This is a genomic window from Streptomyces sp. A0592 (assembly GCF_004795115.1).
GTDB lineage: Bacteria > Actinomycetota > Actinomycetes > Streptomycetales > Streptomycetaceae > Streptomyces > Streptomyces erythrochromogenes.
Genome location: NZ_SSBM01000015.1, coordinates 102,553 through 124,512, shown reverse-complemented (window position 1 = coordinate 124,512; position 21,960 = coordinate 102,553). Strand labels below are relative to the sequence as shown.

The 21,960-nt window shown below is 71.7% G+C and carries 19 protein-coding genes; 14 read left to right on the top strand and 5 right to left on the bottom strand.

What is annotated here, in order from left to right; translation table 11 throughout:
• The first annotated feature begins 3 nt into the window (after window positions 1-3).
• The 8 genes from E6U81_RS22065 (at window position 4) to mutM (ending at window position 8,308) form a co-directional block, all read left to right on the top strand.
• Entirely contained in the window at window positions 4-3,213 is a 3,210-nt protein-coding gene (locus tag E6U81_RS22065) for a helicase-related protein (protein ID WP_136231825.1), read from the top strand.
• Window positions 3,214-3,287: 74 nt separating this feature from the next.
• Window positions 3,288-3,866 (top strand): 16S rRNA (guanine(966)-N(2))-methyltransferase RsmD, encoded by a 579-nt coding sequence (rsmD, locus tag E6U81_RS22060; protein WP_136231824.1) that lies wholly within the window; start codon window positions 3,288-3,290, stop codon window positions 3,864-3,866.
• Window positions 3,867-3,880: 14 nt separating this feature from the next.
• Window positions 3,881-4,360 (top strand): pantetheine-phosphate adenylyltransferase, encoded by a 480-nt coding sequence (gene coaD, locus E6U81_RS22055; protein ID WP_206309996.1) that lies wholly within the window; start codon window positions 3,881-3,883, stop codon window positions 4,358-4,360.
• Window positions 4,361-4,463: 103 nt separating this feature from the next.
• Complete coding sequence (locus E6U81_RS22050) at window positions 4,464-5,510, top strand: ATP synthase F0 subunit B (protein WP_136231822.1); 1,047 nt, start codon at window positions 4,464-4,466, stop codon at window positions 5,508-5,510.
• A gap of 78 nt (window positions 5,511-5,588) precedes the next feature.
• Window positions 5,589-6,287: a DUF177 domain-containing protein gene (locus E6U81_RS22045; RefSeq protein WP_240803948.1), complete on the top strand. Its 699-nt coding sequence runs from the start codon at window positions 5,589-5,591 to the stop codon at window positions 6,285-6,287.
• A gap of 2 nt (window positions 6,288-6,289) precedes the next feature.
• Window positions 6,290-6,463, top strand: a complete 174-nt coding sequence (rpmF, locus tag E6U81_RS22040) for a 50S ribosomal protein L32 (RefSeq protein WP_003965982.1) — start codon at window positions 6,290-6,292, stop codon at window positions 6,461-6,463.
• A 19-nt stretch (window positions 6,464-6,482) separates the two neighbouring features.
• Window positions 6,483-7,322, top strand: coding sequence for a ribonuclease III (rnc, locus tag E6U81_RS22035; RefSeq protein ID WP_136231821.1), 840 nt, complete (start codon window positions 6,483-6,485; stop codon window positions 7,320-7,322).
• 116 nt (window positions 7,323-7,438) lie between these two features.
• Window positions 7,439-8,308 (top strand): bifunctional DNA-formamidopyrimidine glycosylase/DNA-(apurinic or apyrimidinic site) lyase, encoded by an 870-nt coding sequence (gene mutM / locus E6U81_RS22030; protein ID WP_136231820.1) that lies wholly within the window; start codon window positions 7,439-7,441, stop codon window positions 8,306-8,308.
• Here the strand turns inward: mutM and E6U81_RS22025 are convergent.
• The gene (locus E6U81_RS22025; protein ID WP_136231819.1) at window positions 8,281-8,691 is read right to left on the bottom strand and encodes a helix-turn-helix domain-containing protein; all 411 of its coding nucleotides are present in this window, start codon (window positions 8,689-8,691) and stop codon (window positions 8,281-8,283) included. The genes mutM and E6U81_RS22025 overlap by 28 nt on opposite strands.
• A gap of 126 nt (window positions 8,692-8,817) precedes the next feature.
• On the opposite strand from E6U81_RS22025, the gene E6U81_RS22020 reads away from it, so the two are divergent.
• Complete coding sequence (locus E6U81_RS22020; RefSeq protein WP_136231818.1) at window positions 8,818-9,429, top strand: flavodoxin family protein; 612 nt, start codon at window positions 8,818-8,820, stop codon at window positions 9,427-9,429.
• 9 nt (window positions 9,430-9,438) lie between these two features.
• On the opposite strand, the gene E6U81_RS22015 is transcribed toward E6U81_RS22020, so the two are convergent.
• The gene (locus tag E6U81_RS22015) at window positions 9,439-10,401 is read right to left on the bottom strand and encodes a CAP domain-containing protein (RefSeq protein WP_136231817.1); all 963 of its coding nucleotides are present in this window, start codon (window positions 10,399-10,401) and stop codon (window positions 9,439-9,441) included.
• 137 nt (window positions 10,402-10,538) lie between these two features.
• Between E6U81_RS22015 and E6U81_RS22010 the strand changes: the two genes are divergently transcribed.
• The 4 genes from E6U81_RS22010 to E6U81_RS21995 all read left to right on the top strand — a co-directional run bounded on the left by E6U81_RS22010 (window position 10,539) and on the right by E6U81_RS21995 (window position 17,167).
• The gene (locus tag E6U81_RS22010; protein WP_078909436.1) at window positions 10,539-10,820 is read left to right on the top strand and encodes an acylphosphatase; all 282 of its coding nucleotides are present in this window, start codon (window positions 10,539-10,541) and stop codon (window positions 10,818-10,820) included.
• A 348-nt stretch (window positions 10,821-11,168) separates the two neighbouring features.
• A complete protein-coding gene (locus E6U81_RS22005) occupies window positions 11,169-11,387 on the top strand; it encodes a hypothetical protein (RefSeq protein WP_030032603.1) in 219 nt (72 codons plus the stop codon).
• A gap of 184 nt (window positions 11,388-11,571) precedes the next feature.
• Window positions 11,572-15,549 (top strand): AAA family ATPase, encoded by a 3,978-nt coding sequence (locus E6U81_RS22000; RefSeq protein ID WP_136231816.1) that lies wholly within the window; start codon window positions 11,572-11,574, stop codon window positions 15,547-15,549.
• 184 nt (window positions 15,550-15,733) lie between these two features.
• Window positions 15,734-17,167, top strand: a complete 1,434-nt coding sequence (locus E6U81_RS21995; RefSeq protein WP_136231815.1) for a sugar porter family MFS transporter — start codon at window positions 15,734-15,736, stop codon at window positions 17,165-17,167.
• A 41-nt stretch (window positions 17,168-17,208) separates the two neighbouring features.
• Here the strand turns inward: E6U81_RS21995 and E6U81_RS21990 are convergent, their stop codons facing one another.
• Window positions 17,209-18,195: an LLM class flavin-dependent oxidoreductase gene (locus E6U81_RS21990; protein WP_136231814.1), complete on the bottom strand. Its 987-nt coding sequence runs from the start codon at window positions 18,193-18,195 to the stop codon at window positions 17,209-17,211.
• 62 nt (window positions 18,196-18,257) lie between these two features.
• Window positions 18,258-19,718 carry a cytosine permease gene (locus E6U81_RS21985; RefSeq protein WP_136231813.1) on the bottom strand — a complete coding sequence of 487 codons (1,461 nt, stop codon included), beginning with the start codon at window positions 19,716-19,718 and terminating at the stop codon, window positions 18,258-18,260.
• Between the two features lie 141 nt (window positions 19,719-19,859).
• On the opposite strand from E6U81_RS21985, the gene ftsY reads away from it, so the two are divergent.
• Window positions 19,860-21,071: a signal recognition particle-docking protein FtsY gene (gene ftsY, locus E6U81_RS21980; RefSeq protein WP_136231812.1), complete on the top strand. Its 1,212-nt coding sequence runs from the start codon at window positions 19,860-19,862 to the stop codon at window positions 21,069-21,071.
• Between the two features lie 74 nt (window positions 21,072-21,145).
• On the opposite strand, the gene E6U81_RS21975 is transcribed toward ftsY, so the two are convergent.
• A complete protein-coding gene (locus E6U81_RS21975) occupies window positions 21,146-21,814 on the bottom strand; it encodes a bifunctional DNA primase/polymerase (protein ID WP_136231873.1) in 669 nt (222 codons plus the stop codon).
• Window positions 21,815-21,960: the final 146 nt, after the last annotated feature.

Genomic DNA, 21,960 nt, shown 5'->3' with positions numbered 1-21,960 from the left:
GCAATGGAACACGTGCCCGCGCTCGACGAAGACCTCAAGAAGACGCTCGGCCCCGCCACCGCCAAGGTGCTGGCCGAGCAGCTCGGCCTGCACACGGCCCTGGACCTGCTCCACCACTACCCGAGGCGGTACGCCGAGCGCGGTGAGCTGACCTCGCTGGCCGAGCTCGCCGACCAGATCGACGAGCACGTGACCGTCGTCGCGCAGGTCGCCGACGCCCGCATCCTGACCTTCAACGGGGGCCGGGGCAAGCGGCTGGAGGTGACCATCACCGACGGCAGCGGCCGCCTCCAGCTGGTCTTCTTCGGCGCCGGGGTCCACAAGCCGCACAAGGAACTGCTCCCCGGCAGCCGCGCGATGTTCGCCGGCAAGGTCTCCAAGTTCAACCACAAGCTCCAGCTCGCGCACCCGGCGTACGAGCCGCTCGGCGCGGACGCCTCCGACCGGGACGCCGCCACCGCCTTCGCCAACCAGCTCATCCCGATCTACCCGGCCTGCGCGAAGCTGGAGTCCTGGAAGATCGCCAAGTGCGTGGACGCCGTACTGCCCAGCGCCCGGGAGGCCGTGGACCCGCTGCCGCCCGCACTGCGCGAGGGCCGCGGGCTCGTCCCGCTCACCGAGGCCCTGCTGAAGATCCACCGGCCGTCCACCAAGGCCGACATCGAGGACGCCCGCCAACGCCTGAAGTGGGACGAGGCCTTCGTCCTCCAGGTCGCCCTGGCACGCCGCCGCCACGCCGACGCCCAGCTCCCGGCCGTTCCGCGCCGCCCCGCCCCCGGCGGCCTGCTCGACGCCTTCGACGCCAAACTCCCCTTCACCCTCACCGAGGGCCAGCAGAAGGTCTCGAAGGAGATCTTCGACGACCTCGCCACCAGCCACCCCATGCACCGCCTCCTCCAGGGCGAGGTCGGCTCGGGCAAGGCCCAGCCCCTCGACTCACTGGTGCTGACGCCCACGGGTTTCCGACCCATGGGAGACATCGAGGTGGGGGACGAGGTGGTGGTGCCGTCCGGCGAGATCGCTCTCGTGGGGGGTGTCTTCCCGCAAGGAGAACGCGATGTGTGGCGGGTCGTGCTCTCGGACGGGAGCGCTGTCGAGTGCGATGACGAACACCTGTGGATCGTCGGGACAAGCCGCGGATGGGATCGTGACCAGGAGCCCGAGGTTCTGACCACGAGGGAGATCAGGACAGACCTCCACAAGGCCAATGGATCTTCCAAGTGGTATCTGCCGGTGGCCGTCCCCGTGGACCTCGGGAACGGTGACCGCCAACCGCTCGATCCCTACCTGATGGGCGTGCTCATCGGTGACGGCTCATTCCGGCACAACCTGAGACTGTCGACCGTGGACGACGAGATCCTGGCTGCGGTCGAGGCGGCGGTCGCCCCGCACTGCGAGATGGCAGCCGTGCCCGGATCCGCCTGCGACTACACGATTCGGATGCGCGGTCCGAGAGGCGGCACCCGGCGCAATCCCGTCATCCAGGCAGTGCGGGATCTGGGGCTGTGGGGCGCGACCTCACACGACAAGTTCGTCCCGGACGTCTACAAGAACGCACCGGTCAAGGACCGCTTGGCGGTCCTTCAAGGGCTCATGGACACGGACGGGACGCTGCACGCGAACGGAATGAGCATGTCGTTCTGCTCGGCTTCCCTGCGGCTGGCGGAGGACGTTGCCTGGCTCGTGCGCTCTCTCGGTGGGAGCGCTCGTGTGGCGCCCAGGAGGGCGGCGTACAACGTCTCCGTCGCGCTGCCCGAGGAGTTCGAGCCGTTCCGGCTGCCGCGCAAGGCGGCACGCATGCGACCGGGGCCGAAGTACAACACCTTCCGGCGCGGTATCCGGGCCGTGGAGCATGTGGGCCCCAAGCCGGTCCAGTGCATCAGCGTCGAGCATCCGAGCCACGCATACGTGACCGACAACTTCACCGTGACGCACAACACGATGGTGGCCCTGCGGGCCATGCTGGCCGTCGTGGACGCCGGCGGGCAGGCGGCGATGCTCGCGCCCACCGAGGTGCTCGCCCAGCAGCACCACCGCTCCATCGTCGAGATGATGGGCGAACTGGCCGAGGGCGGCATGCTCGGCGGCTCCGACCAGGGCACCAAGGTCGTGCTGCTCACCGGGTCGATGGGGATGCCGGCGCGCCGCCAGGCCCTGCTCGACCTGGTCACCGGTGAGGCCGGGATCGTCATCGGCACGCACGCCCTGATCGAGGACAAGGTGCAGTTCCACGACCTCGGCCTGGTCGTCGTGGACGAACAGCACCGCTTCGGCGTGGAGCAGCGCGACGCGCTCCGGTCCAAGGGCAAGCAGCCCCCGCACCTGCTGGTGATGACGGCCACCCCGATCCCGCGCACCGTCGCCATGACCGTCTTCGGCGACCTGGAGACCTCCGTCCTGGACCAGCTGCCCGCCGGGCGCTCGCCGATCGCCACCCACGTGGTGCCGGCCAAGGACAAGCCGCACTTCCTCGCCCGGGCCTGGGAGCGCGTCCGCGAGGAGGTGGAGAAGGGCCACCAGGCGTACGTGGTGTGCCCGCGCATCGGCGACGGGGAGGACGACCCCAAGAAGAAGCAGGCCGCCGAGGAGGCCGACAGGCGGCCGCCGCTCGCGGTCCTGGAGATCGCCGAGCAGCTCGGCCGCGGACCGCTGGCCGGGCTGAGCGTCGAGGTGCTGCACGGCCGGATGGACCCCGCCGACAAGGACGACGTCATGCGCCGGTTCGCGGCCGGCGAGGTGAAGGTGCTGGTCGCCACCACCGTCATCGAGGTCGGTGTGAACGTCCCGAACTCCACCGTCATGGTGATCATGGACGCGGACCGCTTCGGCGTCTCCCAGCTCCACCAGCTCCGCGGCCGCGTCGGCCGCGGCTCCGCCCCCGGCCTGTGCCTGCTGGTCAGCGAGATGCACGAGGCGAGCCCCGCCAGGGCCCGGCTCGCCGCCGTCGCCGCAACCCTCGACGGCTTCGAGCTCTCCCGCATCGACCTGGAGCAGCGGCGCGAGGGCGACGTCCTGGGCCAGGCCCAGTCGGGGGTGCGCTCCTCGCTGCGCATGCTCGCCGTCATCGAGGACGAGGAGGTCATCGCCCAGGCCCGGGAGGAGGCCACCCGCGTGGTGGCCGAGGACCCCGCGCTGGAGCGGCTGCCGGGCCTGCGGACCGCGCTGGACGCCCTGCTCGACACCGAGCGCGAGCAGTACCTGGAGAAGGGCTGAGCGGCACGACCTATCGTTGGAGTGCCGCGGCAGTCCGCCGCGCGCCCCCCTACCGCCGTACCGAAGGACCCCAGATGACCCGCGTGATCGCCGGCAGCGCCGGCGGGCGACGGCTGGCCGTGCCCCCCGGCACCGGCACCCGGCCGACCTCGGACCGGATGCGCGAAGGCCTCTTCTCCACCTGGGAGTCGCTGCACGGGGTCGAAGGGGCCCGGGTGCTCGACCTGTACGGCGGCTCCGGCGCCGTCGGCCTGGAAGCCCTCTCCCGGGGCGCGTCCCACGCCCTCCTGGTCGAGGCGGACCCCAAGGCCGCCAAGGCGATCCGGGACAACATCAGGACGCTGGGCCTGCCGGGCGCCGAGTTCCGGGCCGGCAAGGCCGAGCAGATCGTGGCGGCCCGCGCGGCCGGGGACCCGTACGACGTCGTCTTCCTGGACCCGCCGTACGCCGTGGACAGCGCGGACCTGCGCGAGATCCTCCTCACACTCCGGTCCAATGGCTGGATCACGGACGACGCGCTCGTCACCGTGGAGCGCAGCACCAGGAGCGGCGCCTTCCCGTGGCCCGAGGGCTTCGAGCCGCTCCGGTCGCGCAAGTACGGCGAGGGCACCCTTTGGTACGGCCGCGCCGCTTTCACCAGCGAAGACTCATGAACGAGGGAGTTCAGTTGCGCCGCGCCGTCTGTCCGGGGTCCTTCGATCCCATCCACAACGGACACCTCGACATCATCGGACGCGCCTCCAGGCTGTACGACGTCGTGCACGTCGCTGTGGGGATCAACGAGTCGAAGCAGGGCCTCTTCACCGTCGAGGAGCGGATCGAGCTGATCCGCGAGGCGACGGCGGACTACGGCAACGTCCAGGTGGAGGCCTTCCGCGGGCTGCTCGTCGACTTCTGCAAGCAGCGGGACATCCCGGCCATCGTCAAGGGCCTGCGCGCGGTCAGCGACTTCGACTACGAGCTCCAGATGGCCCAGATGAACCTGGGCCTGTCGGGCGTCGAGACGCTGTTCGTCCCGACCATCCCCTCCTACAGCTTCCTGTCCTCCTCGCTGGTCAAGGAAGTCGCGACCTGGGGCGGGGACGTCGCCCACCTGCTGCCGGAGCACGTGCACACGGCGCTCATGGAGCGGCTGCGCGAGCGCTGACCATCTGACAGGCCGTCAGTCGGTGTCGGGGGCCCGCCCGGTGGCCTTACAGTCGATCCGTCCGTCTCAGGAACCGCCCGAGGCCGAGAGAGTGCGAGCCCCCATGGACGTGCAGAAGAAGCTCGACGAGATCGTCGCGGCCGTCGGCGGCGCCCGCTCCATGCCCATGTCGGCCTCCTGCGTGATCAACCGCGCCGAGCTCCTCGCCCAGCTGGAAGAGGTCCGCCAGGCGCTCCCCGGCTCGCTCGCACAGGCCCAGGAGCTCATCGGCGGCCGGGAGCAGATGGTCGAGGACGCCCGCCGGGAGGCGGAGCGGATCATCGACGCGGCCCACAACCAGCGCGGCTCGCTGATCGCCGACACCGAGATCGCGCGGCGCTCCCAGGCCGAGGCGGACCGCATCGTGGAGGAGGCCCGCCGGGAGGCCGAGGAGATCCGGGCCGAGGCCGACGACTACGTCGACAGCAAGCTCGCGAACTTCGAGGTCGTGCTGACCAAGACGATCGGCTCGGTGGACCGCGGCCGGGAGAAGCTGCTGGGCCGCGGCCCGGGCCTGGACGAGGACGGCTACCCGGACGCGGACGCACCCGAGCGCAGCCACGACCCCGAGACGCAGCGGCAGCAGGCGGACGCCTACGTCGACACCAAGCTCGCGACCTTCGAGGCGGTGCTCTCCAAGACCCTGGAGGCCGTGGGCCGCGGCCGCCAGAAGCTGCTCGGCCGGGTGCCGACGGACGACCTGGGCGTGCACATGGCCGCCCAGGACGCGGCGGCCGGCCAGTCCTCCCGCTCCGCGAGCGACTCGGACTTCCTGGCGGGCCTCGCGGAACCGGAGCCCGCGCGCGTGCAGGCGCCGATCCCGGCCCAGCCGGAGCCCCTGTACGACGCGTACGCCTACCAGCAGCCCGCGGCCCAGCAGCAGGACGCGTACGCCTACCAGGACCCGTACGGGGGCTACCAGCAGCAGCCGGACCCGTACTCGGCCTACCAGCAGCAGCCCGACCCGTACGCCGCCTACCAGCAGCCGCAGCAGGCCCAGCAGGCCCAGCACCCGCAGCAGGGCCAGCAGCCCTCGCTCGACGAGACCAGTTTCTTCGACACGAGCATGATCAACCTGGACCAGCTGCGCCAGTACGAACAGGGCCGCTGAGGCCGGATTGGGCGCACGGCTCCGGGCCGGGTATCCTGGCTCTTCGGTCGCGCGTATGCGTCGCGATCCATGCTGCCCGTGAGCGGCGGAATCTTTGATCTTCAGCGATCTGTGAAAGCAGGAACGGCCCTGAACACCCGCCTCGACCACCGCAACCCCCTCGTGTTCGACACGCACGAGCTGGGTCGGCGTCCTGGTGCCATGCAGCGGTTGTCCCGTGAGATCGACGCACCGGCCGACCTCGGTCTGGCCGACGTGATCGGAGTGCCGGAAGGCGCCCCGGTGAAGCTCAACCTCCGCCTCGAGTCGGTCATGGAAGGGGTGCTTGTCACAGGCACCGTCCGTGCATCGGCGACGGGGGAGTGCGTAAGGTGTCTGGAGACCGTCGAGCGTGAGCTCAAGGCGGACTTCCAGGAGATGTTCTCGTACCCTGACGCCGACGACCGGGGCCGCGCCAAAGCGGAGCCGGCCGACGACGCCGAGGACGACGAGGACACGCTCTTCCTCGAGGACGGATTGTTCGACCTCGAACCCGTGCTGCGGGACGCGGTGGTGCTCGCACTGCCGATGCAGCCGGTGTGCCGGGAGGACTGTCTCGGACTGTGCCCCGAATGCGGGGCCGGCCTGAACGACGACCCGGACCACCACCACGACGCCGTCGACATCCGTTGGGCGGCATTGCAGGGACTCGTCACCGATCAGGGCGATGAGAAGGACAACATGAGCGGCACTGCGTCTGACGGAGTTCAGAGCGCCGCCGAGAAGCAGGAGAAGTAGCCGTGGCTGTTCCGAAGCGGAAGATGTCGCGCAGCAACACGCGCCACCGCCGGTCGCAGTGGAAGGCTGCGGTCCCCACCCTGGTTTCGTGTGAGCGTTGCCAGGAGCCGAAGCTCCAGCACATCGCGTGCCCGAGCTGCGGCACCTACAACAAGCGCCAGGTCCTCGAGGTCTGAGCGGCTGGTGAGAGGCGCAATGTCTGAGCTGTCCAACGCTGAGAAGCAGGCAGACAGTAACAACGCGGCCTCGTCCCACACGCTTCTGGAAGGGCGGCTCGGGTACCGACTCGAGACCGCCCTTCTGGTGCGTGCACTGACCCACCGCTCGTACGCGTACGAGAACGGCGGTCTGCCCACCAACGAACGGCTGGAGTTCCTCGGGGACTCCGTGCTGGGCCTGGTGGTCACGGACACGCTGTACACGACCCACCCGGACCTCCCCGAAGGCCAGCTGGCCAAGCTTCGGGCCGCGGTGGTCAACTCGCGCGCACTGGCGGAGGTCGGGCGCGGCCTCGAACTCGGCTCCTTCATCCGGCTCGGCCGGGGCGAAGAGGGCACGGGCGGCCGGGACAAGGCCTCCATCCTCGCCGACACGCTTGAAGCGGTCATCGGCGCGGTCTACCTCGACCAGGGCCTCGACGCGGCCTCGGAGCTGGTCCACCGGCTCTTCGACCCGCTCATCGAGAAGTCCTCGAACCTCGGGGCCGGCCTGGACTGGAAGACCAGTCTCCAGGAGCTCACGGCGGCCGAAGGTCTTGGCGTACCGGAATACCTGGTCACCGAGACCGGTCCGGACCACGAGAAGACCTTCACTGCTGCCGCCCGCGTCGGTGGTGTCTCGTACGGCACCGGCACCGGCCGCAGCAAGAAGGAAGCGGAACAGCAGGCCGCGGAGTCCGCATGGCGCGGGATCCGCGCCGCGGCGGACGAGCGGATCGCGGCGGCAGCGGCCGCCGCTCCGGCAGAGGTCCCGGCTTCGGCCGAGACCGTGGACGGCGGGGTGCCGACGCCCGCCGATCCGGCGCCGGACGCCTGACCTTCCTTCGGGTATTTCCATCACCCGCCCCTGCACTGCAGGGGCGGGCGATGCCGTTTCCGGGCGGCCGGTACGCTCGCGGCAGCGCCCAGATCCGCACCCACCGGAGGTTCCCCGTGCCCGAGCTGCCCGAAGTCGAAGTCGTGCGGCGGGGGCTCGAACGCTGGGTCGCCGGCCGGACCGTCGGGGCCGTCGAGGTCCTGCATCCGCGTGCGGTGCGGCGCCATCCGGGCGGCGGGGCCGACTTCGCGGCGCGGCTGCGGGGGGAGACCCTCGGGGTGCCGCAGCGGCGCGGGAAGTACCTGTGGCTGCCCCTGGCGGGGCGGGACCTGTCGGTGCTCGGGCACCTGGGCATGAGCGGGCAGCTGCTCGTGCAGCCGGAGGACGCCCCGGACGAGAAGCACCTGCGGATCCGGGTGCGCTTCGGGGACGACGCCGGGACGGAGCTGCGCTTCGTGGACCAGCGGACCTTCGGCGGGCTCTCGCTGCACGAGACCGTGGCCGACAGCGCCGAGGGCTTGCCCGACGTCATCGCGCACATCGCGCGCGACCCCCTGGACCCGCTGTTCGACGAGGCGGCCTACCACCTCTCGCTGCGCGCCAAGCGGACCACCGTCAAGCGGGCGCTGCTGGACCAGTCGCTGATCAGCGGGGTCGGCAACATCTACGCGGACGAGGCGCTGTGGCGCTCGAAGCTGCACTACGAGCGCCCGACGGCCAACCTGACGCGGCCCCGGAGTGCGGAACTCCTCGGCCATGTCCGGGACGTCATGAACGCGGCCCTCGCCGTGGGCGGCACGAGCTTCGACAGCCTGTACGTCAACGTGAACGGGGAGTCGGGGTACTTCGACCGTTCGCTCGACGCCTACGGGCGCGAGGACGAGCCCTGCCGGCGCTGCGGCACCCCGATGCGGCGGCGGCCGTGGATGAACAGGTCGAGCTACTTCTGCCCGCGCTGTCAGCGGCCGCCGCGGGTCGCGTCGTAGGAGTTCCGGGCGGACAGCACCGCCGGCATGCTCCCCTCCAGGTGGTGGATCAGCGCGAGGAGCCGGTCCGCCACCTCGACGCCGAGGGGGGTCAGTTCGTAGTCCACGCGCGGCGGGTTGGTCGGCTGCGCCTCGCGGTGGACGATCCCGTCGCGCTCCAGCGCGTGCAGGGTCTGCGACAGCATTTTCTCGCTCACGCCCTCCACCCGGCGGCGCAGCTCGTTGAAGCGGACGGGACCCTCGCGCAGAGCGCCCACGGTGAGGCTTCCCCAGCGGCCGGTGACGTGCTCCAGCGTCTCCCGGGACGGGCAGGAGCGGGCGAACACGTCGAACGGCAGCTCGCTGTGCTCGGTTTCGGCTTCGGTACAGGCAGGGGTCTCCATAGAACAAGCGTACCCGCAGGCAGCGCTAACTCGTAGCTTGCGCTTTCGAAAAGTTAGTGATTCTCTTCTGGTTGTCGCGCCACGCCCCGTGCTGCGACGGGAGCCTTCCCGAGGGAGAGATCAGTCTTGTCCGGTATCACGCACACCCCCGTCGTCTCGATCGCCTACCACTCCGGCTACGGCCACACCGCCGTCGTCGCCGACGCGGTCCGCAGCGGCGCGGTCGACGCCGGGGCGACCGTCCACCTGATCAAGGTCGACGAGATCGACGACGCGCAGTGGGAGCTGCTGGACGCCTCCGACGCGATCGTCTTCGGCTCTCCGACGTACATGGGCACCGCCTCGGGCGCCTTCCACGTCTTCGCCGAGGCCTCCTCGAAGCGCTGGTTCGGCGACGCCTGGCAGGACAAGGTCGCGGCGGGCTTCACCAACTCCGCCTCGAAGAGCGGCGACAAGCTGCACACGCTGCAGTTCTTCCAGGTGCTGGCCGCGCAGCACGGCATGAACTGGGTCAACCTCGGCCTGAAGCCGGGCTGGAACTCCAGCACGGCCTCCGAGAACGACCTCAACCGGCTGGGCTTCTTCTCCGGCGCGGCCGCCCAGTCCAACTCCGACGAGGGCGCGGACGCCGTCCACAAGGCCGACATCGCGACCGCGGAGCACCTGGGCCGCCGCGTGGCCGAGCACACCCGCATCGTCGTCGCGGGCCGCGCGGCGCTGGCGCCCGCGTCCGTCTGACCCCTGCCGTCAGAAGCCGAAGTCCTGGGTCCACCAGGGGCCGCCGGCGGCGAAGTGGGCGCCGACGCCCAGGGTGCGGAACTCGCAGTTGAGGATGTTCGCCTTGTGGCCCGGGTTGTTCATCCAGGCGCTCATGACGGACGCCGCGTCGCCCTGGCCGCGGGCGATGTTCTCGCCGCCGAGGCCCGAGAGGCCGGCCTTCGCGGCGCGGTCCCAGGGGGTGTTGCCCTCGGGGTCGGCGTGGCCGAAGAAGCCGCGGGCGGCCATGTCCTTGCTGAAGGCGCCGGCCAGCGCCGCCAGCGGCGGGTTGGCGCGGACCGGGCCGCAGCCCGCCTGGGCGCGCTCCTGGTTCACCAGGGTGACCACGGCCGCCTCCTCCGCCGAGTGGGAGTCGAGGCTCGGCCGGGTCGCGGTGGCGGTGGCGCTGGGGGTGGGGGTCGGGGCCGGCGTGGAGGGCGCCGGAGCCTGCGTCTTCTTCGGAGCCTCGGTGGAGGGGACCGGTGCGGCCGGTACGGGCGCGGCCGGGGCCCGGCGCGCGGTGCTCGGCGGCGTGGTGCTGGGGGAGGTCTTCGGCGGCGCGGACCCGGAGGGGGCCGACGGAGCCGGCGCCGAGGGGGAGCCCGACGGGGAGGGCGGGGTCGGCTTGGTGGGCGGGGCCGGCTTGGTTGCCGAGGGGGCGGGTGCGCTGCTCGTCGCCGAGCCGCGGCCCGACAGGCTCGCGAGGCCGCCCTGCCGGTCGATCACGGAATCGGAGGCGGAGTCGGGCGTGGCCTTGGCCGCCCCGGTCTTCACTGTGGTGTCCGTGGCGCTGACGCCCACATAGGGGAACGAGGCGCCGACCGGCACCACGCCGGTCGTGACGGCCGCGGCGCCCAGGGCGACGGCCACCGAGACCCCCAGCAGGCCGGTGCGCAGGGCGGTGCCGCGCTTGCCGCCGCGGCGCGGCGCGGCGTGGAGTCCGTGGCGTCCCATCGGTGTCGTGCCTTCCTGGCCGGATCAAGATCGTCCCTTACCCACCCAAATGGGTGAGTTCATTGGTGCGCGACTGTACGCCATGGGGCCCTGGGGGCGATGTGACCGGAAAGTTCGCACCCGGATAGCGTTCGCCCATGAATGAAGAGGTCCGTCTGACCGCCTGGGTGCGCGGCCGTGTACAGGGAGTGGGCTTCCGCTGGTTCACCAGGGAGAACGCGCTGGAGATCGGCGGGGTGGTCGGCTTCGCACTCAACCTCGACGACGGGCGGGTACAGGTGGTCGCCGAAGGTCAACGTGAGAATTGCCACCGGCTTCTGGACTGGTTGCGGTCCTCCGACACGCCCGGCCGGGTGGACGGGGTGACAGAGATCTGGGGCACACCGCGCGGTGGCTACGACGGTTTCGGGATGCGGTGAGCGATCGACTGATCATGCACTCATCACATCTCCGATCGCCCGGACCCGGTCGGAACTGGGCATTCGTCGCCGACGCGTTGCCGCCGCGGTCGATCCGTGGAAGGCTCGGAGGTGAGGATGATCTCCACGCCCCTTGCGCGGGCCGGGGTGCCCGCCGATACGGGGCGTGATCGTGTTGACCGTCAAACTTTTTGGTGAGACGCTGGAAGCCCCGCGCACCTGAGCTGTTTGGCAGTGTTGGCAGTAGTAAGCGCAGTGACTGACAGTCGCTGTCGGACATCCGCGGGTGCGATTCCCTCACGACCCACACCGCTTCGGTCGGTCACTCAGTGTGGAGGACCATCCATCATGGCAAAGGCGCTTCTCGGTTACGTCGGCGGTTCCGACCCGCGACTCCTCGCCGAGATGCGACGGCTTCAGCAGCGCGTCCAGGACCTCGAGTCCGAGCTCGTACGGATTCAGTCCGAAAATGACGCGCTGAACGCGGCCGCCGCTCAGCACGACGGAGACTCGCTGCTGGACAGCATCGACATCGACGTACCCCAGGCGGAGCCTGCGCTCACCTGATCCGCGCTCACTCGTCGCTCGAATCCAGCCCCGCATGATCTGCAAGGGACGCTCCGGCGTCCCTTCTTTCTTTGGACTCGCATCAGGGACCACAGGGCCAGGTGGGGGTCCTGATGCCTTTGACGTCGATCGTGCCCTGCACCTTCATGGGTGAAACCGAACGTGAAAGGTAGAGTCCGGCGGCGTGCACCTCAAGTCCCTGACCCTGCGTGGCTTCAAATCCTTCGCCTCCGCCACCACCCTGCGCTTCGAACCCGGCATCACCTGCGTCGTGGGTCCGAACGGCTCGGGCAAGTCCAACGTCGTCGACGCGCTGTCCTGGGTCATGGGCGAACAAGGGGCCAAGTCCCTGCGCGGCGGGAAGATGGAGGACGTCATCTTCGCCGGGACCACCGGCCGTCCGCCGCTCGGGCGCGCCGAGGTCTCCCTGACGATCGACAACTCCGACGGCGCGCTGCCCATCGACTACGCCGAAGTCACCATCACCCGGATCATGTTCCGCGGCGGCAGCAGCGAGTACCAGATCAACGGTGACACCTGCCGCCTCCTCGACATCCAGGAGCTGCTCTCCGACTCCGGCATCGGCCGCGAGATGCACGTCATCGTCGGGCAGGGCCAGCTGGACTCCGTCCTGCACGCCGACCCCATGGGCCGCCGCGCCTTCATCGAGGAGGCGGCCGGCGTACTGAAGCACCGCAAGCGCAAGGAGAAGGCGCTGCGGAAGCTCGACGCGATGCAGGCCAACCTCGCCCGCGTACAGGACCTCGGCGACGAGCTGCGCAGACAGCTCAAGCCCCTGGGGCGCCAGGCGGCCGTCGCCCGGCGGGCCGCCGTGATCCAGGCCGACCTGCGCGACGCGCGGCTGCGCCTGCTCGCCGACGACCTGGTCGCCCTGCGGCGCGCGCTCGACGCGGAGATCGCGGACGAGGCCGCCCTCAAGGAGCGCAAGGAGGCCGCCGAGGCCCGGCTCGCGGGAGCGCTGCGGAGCGAGGCCGAGCTGGAGGAGGCGGTCCGGGAACTCGCCCCGAGGCTCCGCCGGGCCCAGCAGACCTGGTACGAGCTGTCGCAGCTCGCCGAACGCGTACGGGGCACCGCGTCCCTGGCGGACGCACGGGTCAAGAGCGCCACGGCGCCCGTCGAGGAGGAGCGCAGAGGACGCGACCCCGAGGACATGGAGCGGGAGGCCGAGCGGATCCGCGAGCAGGAGGCGGAGCTGACGGCCGCCCTGGAGGCGGCCTCGCGGGCCCTGGAGGACACCACCGGGCACCGCGCGGAGCTGGAGCGTGAGCTGGCCGAGGAGGAACGCCGGCTGCGGGACGCCGCGCGGGCGATCGCGGACCGGCGAGAGGGCCTGGCCCGGCTGACCGGGCGGCTCGGCGCGGCCCGCTCCCGGGCCGGGGCGGCTCAGGCCGAGATCGACCGGCTCGCCCTGGCGCGGGACGAGGCGCAGAGCCGGGCCGAGGCCGCGCAGGCGGAGTACGAGGCGCTGGCGGAGGAGGTCGGCGGGCTCGACGACCCGTCGGCGGAGACGGACCACGAGGCCGCGCGGGCGGAGCTGAAGGAGGCCGAGGCCGCGCTCGGCGCCGCCCGGGAGGCACTGGCGACGGCGGAGCGCTCGCGGGCGGCGGTGTCGGCCCGCCGGGACGCGCTGGCGCTGGGGCTGCGCCGCAAGGATGGTACGGGGGCGCTGCTCGCGGCCCGCGAGCGGCTGGCCGGGGTGCTCGGGCCGGCGGCGGAGCGGCTGTCGGTGACCCCCGGGTACGAAGCCGCCGTGGCCGCCGCACTCGGCTCGGCGGCGGACGCGCTGGCGGTGGCCTCCCCGTCGGCGGCGGCCGGGGCGATCCGCCACCTGCGCGACGCGGACGCGGGCCGCGCCACGCTCCTGATCACCCCGCCGGCCGCCCTCCCGGGCGGGGGCGCGGGCCTTCCGGCGCCCCTGCCGAGTCAGGGTGCCGGACCCGGGGCCGCTCCGGTCCGGCCGGGCCGCATTGCGGAGCCCGAGGGGCACACCGCGGACGCGGGCGGGCCGGTTGCGCTGCCGGGGCAGGGTGCTGCGCCCGGGCCGGCGGGTCCGGTCGTCGGGAGCCTCCCCGGTGCGGACGGTTCGGCAGCCCCGCCGGGCCGGGCGGCGGGGCCTGCGTCCTCCCCGGACGCGGGTACACCGGCCGCGCTGCCGGGCCAGGGGCTCGGGACCGAGACCGTTCCCGCACTTGCGCCCGCGCCGGATGGCGGACGGACAGCACCGGGCCGGGTGGCCGGCCCCGATACCGCTGCGGCGGCCGCCGTCGGCGGCGGCGGCGAGCGGGTGTCCGTACCGGCCGGGGGCGACGGGCCACACCCCGCTCCGGGCGCAGCCGTCCGGCCCGTGCCCGTGGTGGAGCTGGTGTTCGGGGACGAGGAGGTGCGGCTGGCGTTGGCGTGGGTGCTGCGCGACCACGTCGTCGTCGGCACGCTCGACGAGGCCGAGGCGCTCGTCGAGCAGCGTCCCGACGCCGTGGCCGTGACCATCGAGGGGGACGTCCTCGGTGCGTACCTCGCACAGGGCGGATCCGCCGGGGCGCCCAGCCTGATCGAGGTGCAGGCCGCTGTCGACGAGGCCGCGGCGGAGCTGACCCGGTTGGGCGTGCGGTGCGAGGAGCTCGCCGGCGCGCAGGCCGCCGCGCAGTCCCGGCGGCAGGACGCGGCCGCCCTGGTCGAAGAGCTCGCCGAGCGGCGGCGCGCCGCGGAGCAGGCCCGGGCCGGCGTCGCCCAGCAGCTCGGACGGCTCGCCGGGCAGGCCAAGGGCGCCGCCGGTGAGGCCGAGCGCGGCGCCGCCGCCGCGGACAAGGCCCAGGACGCCCTGGAACAGGCGCTCGCCGAGGTCGAAGAGTGTGCGGAGCGGCTCGCCGTCGCCGAAGAGATGCCGGTGGAGGAGGAGCCGGACAGCTCCCGCCGGGACCGGCTCGCGGCCGACGGGGCCAACGCCCGCCAGACCGAGATGGAGGCCCGGCTCCAGCTGCGCACCCACGAGGAGCGGGTCAAGGGGCTGGCCGGACGGGCCGATTCCCTCGACCGGGCAGCCCGGGCGGAGCGCGAGGCCCGGACCCGCGCCGAACGCCGCCGCGCGCGCCGGCGCCACGAGGCGGACGTGGCCCGCGCGGTGGCCGACGGGGCCCGCCAGCTCCTCGCCCATGTGGAGGTCTCCCTCCGCAGGGCCGACGAGGAGCGCGCCTTGGCCGAGCGGGCCAAGGGGCTGCGCGAGCGCGAGCTCACGGACGCGCGCAACATCGGCCGCGACCTGAAGGGCGAGCTCGACAAGCTCACCGACTCCGTCCACCGCGGCGAGGTGCTCGGCGCCGAGCAGCGGCTGCGCATCGAGGCCCTGGAGGCCAAGGCGCTGGAGGAGTTCGGCATGGAGCCCCGCGCGCTGGTCGCCGAGTACGGCCCGGACCAGCCAGTGCCCCCGTCCCCGCCGGCCGACGGCGAGGAGCTCCCGCAGGACCCCGAGCATCCCCGCAACCGGCCGGGCCCCTTCGTCCGGGCGCAGCAGGAGAAGCGGCTCAAGGCGGCCGAACGGGCGTACCAGCAGCTGGGCAAGGTCAATCCGCTGGCCCTGGAGGAGTTCGCGGCGCTGGAAGAGCGCCACAAGTTCCTCAGCGAGCAGCTGGAGGACCTCCGTAAGACCAGGGCTGATCTCCTTCAAGTGGTGAAGGAGGTCGACGAGCGCGTCGAGCAGGTGTTCACCGAGGCCTACCGGGACACGGCCCGAGAATTCGAGGGGGTGTTCTCGCGCTTGTTCCCGGGCGGCGAGGGCAGGTTGGTCCTGACCGACCCGGACAACATGCTGACCACCGGGGTGGACGTGGAGGCCCGCCCCCCGGGGAAGAAGGTCAAGCGCCTGTCGCTGCTCTCCGGCGGCGAGCGCTCCCTGACGGCCGTGGCACTACTGGTGTCGATCTTCAAGGCGCGCCCCAGCCCGTTCTACGTGATGGACGAGGTCGAGGCCGCGCTCGACGACACCAACCTGCAGCGGCTGATCCGGATCATGGAGGAACTCCAGGAGAGTTCACAGCTGATCGTGATCACCCACCAGAAGCGGACGATGGAGGTCGCGGACGCGCTCTACGGCGTCTCCATGCAGGGCGACGGGGTCTCCAAGGTCATCAGCCAGCGGCTGCGCTGACAAGCTTTTAGTTCAAGAAGTGAATTCATGGGGACCGCTCTAGGCTTCACGAGAAGTTCATCCCGGGTATTGACTTCAGAAACTGAACGCATAGGCTCGCTCCGCTGTCCCCCGCCTTCGGGTGGTGCCCGATCTTGAACTGTGCGCCACTGTAAGGACGGACGAAACCCCCACGGAGCACACCTTGACCAGCAGCACTGCGCAGACCCCGGCGTCCGGCGGCGGATCCTCGCCCCACCCCGACCACCTCGGCCACGTCATCTTCATCACCGCGGCCGCTGCCATGGGCGGCTTCCTCTTCGGGTACGACAGCTCCGTCATCAACGGCGCCGTCGTCGCGATCCGCGAGCGCTTCGACGTCGGCTCGGAGGCGCTCGCCCAGGTGATCGCCGCCGCGCTGATCGGCTGCGCCATCGGCGCCGCCACCGCGGGGCGGCTCGCCGACCGGATCGGCCGAATCCGCTGCATGCAGATCGCGGCCGTCCTCTTCACCGCCAGCGCCATCGGTTCGGCCCTGCCGTTCGCCCTCTGGGACCTCGCCATGTGGCGCGTGATCGGCGGCTTCGGCATCGGCATGGCCTCGGTCATCGGCCCCGCCTACATCGCCGAGGTCTCCCCGCCCGCGTACCGCGGCCGGCTCGCCTCCTTCCAGCAGGCCGCCATCGTCATCGGCATCGCCGTCTCCCAGCTCGTCAACTGGGGCATCCTCAACCTCGCCGACGGCGACCAGCGCGGTGAGCTCGGCGGCCTGGAGGCCTGGCAGTGGATGCTGGGCGTCATGGTCGTCCCGGCCGTGCTCTACGGGCTGCTGTCCTTCGTCATCCCGGAGTCCCCGCGCTTCCTGGTCTCCGTCGGCCGTACCGACGAGGCGAAGAAGGTGCTGGCCGAGGTCGAGGGCTCCAAGATCGACCTGGACGGGCGCGTCCGCGAGATCGAGCATGCGATGCACTCCGAGCACAAGTCCACCTTCAAGGACCTGCTCGGCAGCCGCTTCGCCTTCCTGCCCATCGTCTGGATCGGCATCGGCCTCTCGGTCTTCCAGCAGCTCGTCGGCATCAACGTGATCTTCTACTACAGCTCCTCGCTGTGGCAGTCCGTCGGCATCGACCCGAGCAGCTCGTTCCTCTACTCCTTCACCACGTCGATCATCAACATCATCGGCACCGTGATCGCGATGATCTTCGTCGACCGGATCGGCCGCAAGCCGCTCGCCCTCATCGGCTCGGCGGGCATGGCCGTCTCGCTCGGCCTGTGCGCGTGGGCGTTCTCCTTCACGTCCGGCACCGGCGACGACATCACCATGCCCGACGCACAGGCCACGGTGGCCCTGGTCGCCGCGCACGCCTTCGTCCTCTTCTTCGCCCTGTCCTGGGGCGTGGTGGTCTGGGTGCTGCTCGGCGAGATGTTCCCCAACCGCATCCGTGCCGCGGCGCTCGGCGTCGCCGCCTCGGCCCAGTGGATCGCCAACTGGGTCATCACCGTCTCGTTCCCGTCCCTCGCGGACTGGAGCCTGTCCGGTGCGTACGTGATCTACACCGTCTTCGCACTGCTCTCGATCCCGTTCGTCCTCAAGTGGGTGCCGGAGACCAAGGGCAAGGCGCTGGAGGAGATGGGGTAACCATCCCCGCCACCACCCCTTCTCCTCGGTACTGCCCCGGCTCAGCCCTTGAGCCGGGGCAGTACCTGTTCGCACAGCAGGTGCAGGCTGCGCCAGCCCTCGTCCAGCGGCATCCCGCCGCACAGCGGGTGCAGCACCAGGTTCCCCGCCTCGCCCGCGCCCCGGCCGTACGCGACCGCCTCGTCCGGGGTCAGGACCCGGTAGACGCCCTCCGCGCGCAGCTCCGCCACCGAGCGCGCGGACGACCGTACGGCGCTGCGGATGTCCTTGGACTGCCAGGACGCGTACATGCCCGCCTCGTGCAGGAAGTGCTCGCCGTACTCGGCCCACACCCGGTCCGGGTCCTCGGCGATGTGCAGCAGCGGGGTCTCGGCCGCCGGCATCATGCAGAAGCCCTCCGTGCCGTACTCCGCCAGCCGCGCCGTGTAGTACGCCTCCAGCTCCGGCAGGTGCGCGCTGGGGAAGAAGGGCAGCCCGAGCCGGGCCGCGCGCCGTGCGGCCGCCTCCGAGCTGCCGCCCACCAGCAGCAGCGGGTGCGGCCGGGTGAAGGGCGCCGGGGTGACCCGTACCGTGCGGCCGCGGAACTCGAAGGGCTCGCCGGTCCACGCCTTCAGCAGCGTCTCCAGCAGCTCGTCCTGGAGCCGGCCGCGCCGGCCCCACTCCACGCCGTGCTGCTCGTACTCCTCGGGCCGGTAGCCGATGCCCGCGACGGTGACCAGCCGCCCGCCGCTCAGCAGGTCGAGGACGGCGATGTCCTCGGCGACCTTCAGCGGGTCGTACAGCGGGCCGATGATCGCCGAGACGGTGACGGCGATCCGGCGGGTCGCGCCGAAGACCGCGCCCGCGAAGGCGAAGGGGGAGGGCAGCCAGTTGTTGTCCGTGCCGTGGTGCTCCTCGGTCTGGACGGTGTCGATCCCGCGGTCGTCCGCGTAGCGGGCCATCTCCAGTGCCGCCTTGTAGCGGGCGGAGAGGGACTCGGGGGTGCCGTTCGGGTCGACGAGATTGAACCGGGCCACGGTGATGGGCATGGAGAAGTCCCCCTTCGCCGGATGGGGTGGGCTGGCGAAGGGGGACGTTAGCTGACGTGACGTCAGTTGGACAGGGATTCGGCGAGCTCGGGCTCCTGCTCCGGCGCGGGGGCCGGACCGGCGGCCGGCGTGCGGGGCAGTGCGGCGTACAGCACGCCGGAGGTCACGATGCCGGCCACCCAGCCGAGGCCGTTCTGCCCGATCCAGGTGGTGGCGAGCGGCCCGCTGAACCAGTCCACCTTGGTGAACAGCAGCCCCACCACCAGGGCGACCGCCCAGGCCGTCATGGCCTGCCAGGCGAAGCCGCCCTTGTACCAGTAGGCGCTGGTCCGCGTGGTGTCCAGCAGCGCGGGCCCGTCGTAGCCCGTGCGGCGCAGCATGTCCACGCCGAAGACGCCGATCCACGCCGAGAAGGCCACGGCCAGCAGGGTCAGGAAGGAGATGAAGGAGCCGAAGAAGCTGGTCGCGACCACCATCAGGAGGAAGCCGAAGACCAGGCTGATGACCGCGTTGACGCTGACCGCCCAGGCGCGCGGGACCTTGATGCCGAGGGTCTGCGCGGTGAAGCCGGCGGAGTACATGGACATCGAGTTGATCAGCAGCATGCCGACGAGCGCGATCAGCAGGTAGGGCACCGCGATCCAGGTGGGCAGCAGTTCGCCGATGAAGGACACCGGGTCCTGGGCGGTGGCCAGGTCCGGGGTGCCGACGGCCATGACCGCGCCCATCACGACCATCGGGAGCACGACGATGCCGGCGCCTCCGATCGTCGCGCCCACCATGCCCTTGGAGGAGGCGGTGCGCGGCAGGTAGCGGGTGAAGTCGGGGCCCGAGGGCACCCAGCTGATGCCGCCGGCCGCGATGGTGCCGATGCCCGCGACCATCATCGCGGTGGAGCCGGCCGGCTTGCCGAAGACGGCCGACCAGTCCGTGGTGAAGAGCAGGTAGCCCAGGACGAGCACGCTGAACGCGCCGAAGAGGTACGTGGACCACTTCGAGCACACCCGCAGGGCGCTGATGCCGAGGCCCGAGACCACGAAGGTGCAGCCCACGAAGAACAGCAGGGTGACCACGATGAGGGTGGTGTTGCTCTTGATCCCGAAGAGCAGGTCCAGCACGGTCAGCACGGCGTAGGCGCCGCTGACCGCGTTGATGGTCTCCCAGCCCCAGCGGGCCACCCAGATGAGGGCGCCGGGGAAGAGGTTGCCGCGCTGCCCGAAGACGGCCCGCGAGAGGGCCATGCCGGGAGCCCCGCCCCGCTTGCCCGCGATCGATATCAGGCCGACGAGCCCGTACGACACGACCGGCGCGGCCACGGCGACGACGAGCACCTGCCAGATGTTGAGCCTGTTGAAGATCACCAGGCCCGCGCCCATGGTCAGCAGCAGCACGCTGATGTTGGCGGCGACCCAGGTGGGGACCAGTTCGCGGACCCGGCCGCCGCGCTCGCCGTCAGGGACGGGCTCCAGGCCGCGGGTCTCTATCGCGGTTTCGTTTCCGCCGTCGGCGGGCTCGGCAGGCATGCGTCTGCTCCCTGGGAGGTGTGAGAGGAAGTCGCCCATCATCGTAGATGTGCCGCTAAAACAACAAACAGAGGCTTACGTCCGGGTCCGAACGCCCGGGTTCCCGGCTCCCAGGTGGCCGTGGCCGATACTGGTGGGGTTATGGACATCCTCATCCTTGCTGTAGTCATCGCCCTGGTCGCGGTCGGCGCGATCAGCGGGCTCGTGGTCAGCAGCCGCAAGAAGAAGCAGCTGCCGCCCCCGGCACCGCCGAGCACGCCGACCATCACTGCCCCGCCTGCCGAGCCGCAGGTGGGGGAGGACGCCGTAGAGACGGCGGAAGAGCCGCGCCGCACGATCGAGGAGGTCGGACTCCCGGAGGCCGAGGCTCCCGTCGAGGCGCCGGCAGCCGAGCCGGAGGCCCCGGCAGCGCCCGAGATCGAGGTGCCCGAGCCCACCGCCGGCCGCCTGGTCCGGCTGCGCGCCCGCCTCGCCCGGTCGCAGAACTCCCTCGGCAAGGGACTGCTCACGCTGCTCTCGCGCGAGCACCTCGACGAGGACACCTGGGAGGAGATCGAGGAGACCCTCCTCATCGCCGACGTCGGCGTCGTGCCCACCCAGGAGCTCGTCGAGCGGCTCCGCTCGCGGGTCAAGGTCCTCGGCACCCGCACCCCGGCGGACCTGCGCGCCCTGCTCAAGGAGGAGCTGCTGACCCTGGTCGGCACCGACTTCGACCGCGCCGTGAAGACGGAGAGCGGCGAGGACACCCCCGGCGTGATCATGGTCGTCGGCGTCAACGGCACCGGCAAGACCACCACCACCGGCAAGCTGGCCCGGGTGCTCGTCGCCGACGGCCGCAGCGTGGTGCTCGGCGCGGCCGACACCTTCCGCGCCGCCGCCGCGGACCAGCTGCAGACCTGGGGCGACCGCGTCGGCGCCCGTACCGTGCGCGGCCCCGAGGGCGGCGACCCGGCCTCGATCGCCTACGACGCGGTCAAGGAGGGCATCGCCGAGGGCGCCGACGTCGTGCTCATCGACACGGCCGGCCGGCTGCACACCAAGACCGGCCTCATGGACGAGCTCGGCAAGGTCAAGCGCGTCGTCGAGAAGCACGGACCGCTGGACGAGATCCTGCTGGTCCTGGACGCCACCACCGGGCAGAACGGCCTGACCCAGGCACGTGTCTTCGCCGAGGTCGTGGACATCACCGGCATCGTGCTGACCAAGCTCGACGGCACGGCCAAGGGCGGCATCGTCGTCGCCGTCCAGCGCGAGCTGGGCGTCCCGGTCAAGCTCGTCGGTCTCGGCGAGGGCGCGGACGACCTGGCGCCGTTCGAGCCCGAGGCCTTCGTGGACGCCCTGATCGGCGACTGAGCACGGCTCCCGCGTACATACCGGTGCCCCCGCCTTCCGTGAGGAACGCGGGGGCACCGGTGCGTACGGGCCCCTCAGCGGCGGAACCGGTGGCAGATGTACGCCAGGGTCCCCAGCAGCAGCCGCGCCTGCGGCGGGCCCCCGGCCGAGTCGAGGGCGGGCGGGCGCAGCCAGCAGACCTGGCCGAGCCCGGCCCGGTCGGAGGGCGGGGCCGTCACGAAGGCCCCCGGGCCCAGGGCGCGCAGGTCCAGGTCGGCATCGTCCCAGCCCATCCGGTACAGCAGCTGCGGCAGCTCCGCCGCCGCGCCGGGGGCGACGAAGAACTGCGCCCGGCCGTCCGCGGTGACGATGACCGGGCCGAGCGGCAGGCCCATCCGCTCCAGCCGCACCAGCGCGCGCCGCCCGGCCTCCTCGGAGACCTCGATGACGTCGAAGGCGCGGCCCACCGGGAGGAGGACCGCGGCGCCGGGGTAGTCCCCCCAGGCCTCGGTGACCTCGTCCAGGGTGGCGCCGGCCGGGACCGTGGGTGCGAAGGCCAGGGGGTGCGCTCCGGGCGCGGTGCACCGGCCGTCCCCGCAGGAGCAGTCGCGGGAGGGCGCCGCGGCGCGCGCCCCGGGGACCACGTCCCAGCCCCACAACCCGGTGTACTCCGCCACCGTCGTGCACTCCGAGGTCCGGCCGCGGCGCCGGGTACCGGAACGGAACTCCTTGGTGCCGCGGCTGCCGCCGATCGTGAAGCCCATGCCCATGCCCATGCCCCCTCCAACGGGTCGGACGCGCCGGTGGTTACGACGCCTGTGGTGAGGACGCCGGCGGAGCCCGCCGCCTGCGGCTTCGCGGACGTCCGCGAAGCCGCAGGGGGAGTGGCCGGGGCCGCCCGCCCGGCGCA

Excerpts from the sequence above, each read along its gene's own strand:
- E6U81_RS22065 (WP_136231825.1), top strand. The coding sequence starts at position 4 with ATGGAACACGTGCCCGCGCTCGACGAAGACCTCAAGAAGACGCTCGGC.
- rsmD (WP_136231824.1), top strand. The coding sequence starts at position 3,288 with ATGACCCGCGTGATCGCCGGCAGCGCCGGCGGGCGACGGCTGGCCGTG.
- E6U81_RS22050 (WP_136231822.1), top strand. The coding sequence starts at position 4,464 with ATGGACGTGCAGAAGAAGCTCGACGAGATCGTCGCGGCCGTCGGCGGC.
- rnc (WP_136231821.1), top strand. The coding sequence starts at position 6,483 with ATGTCTGAGCTGTCCAACGCTGAGAAGCAGGCAGACAGTAACAACGCG.
- E6U81_RS22025 (WP_136231819.1), bottom strand. The coding sequence starts at position 8,691 with ATGGAGACCCCTGCCTGTACCGAAGCCGAAACCGAGCACAGCGAGCTG.
- E6U81_RS22015 (WP_136231817.1), bottom strand. The coding sequence starts at position 10,401 with ATGGGACGCCACGGACTCCACGCCGCGCCGCGCCGCGGCGGCAAGCGC.
- E6U81_RS22010 (WP_078909436.1), top strand. The coding sequence starts at position 10,539 with ATGAATGAAGAGGTCCGTCTGACCGCCTGGGTGCGCGGCCGTGTACAG.
- E6U81_RS22005 (WP_030032603.1), top strand. The coding sequence starts at position 11,169 with ATGGCAAAGGCGCTTCTCGGTTACGTCGGCGGTTCCGACCCGCGACTC.
- E6U81_RS21990 (WP_136231814.1), bottom strand. The coding sequence starts at position 18,195 with ATGCCCATCACCGTGGCCCGGTTCAATCTCGTCGACCCGAACGGCACC.
- E6U81_RS21985 (WP_136231813.1), bottom strand. The coding sequence starts at position 19,718 with ATGCCTGCCGAGCCCGCCGACGGCGGAAACGAAACCGCGATAGAGACC.
- ftsY (WP_136231812.1), top strand. The coding sequence starts at position 19,860 with ATGGACATCCTCATCCTTGCTGTAGTCATCGCCCTGGTCGCGGTCGGC.
- E6U81_RS21975 (WP_136231873.1), bottom strand. The coding sequence starts at position 21,814 with ATGGGCTTCACGATCGGCGGCAGCCGCGGCACCAAGGAGTTCCGTTCC.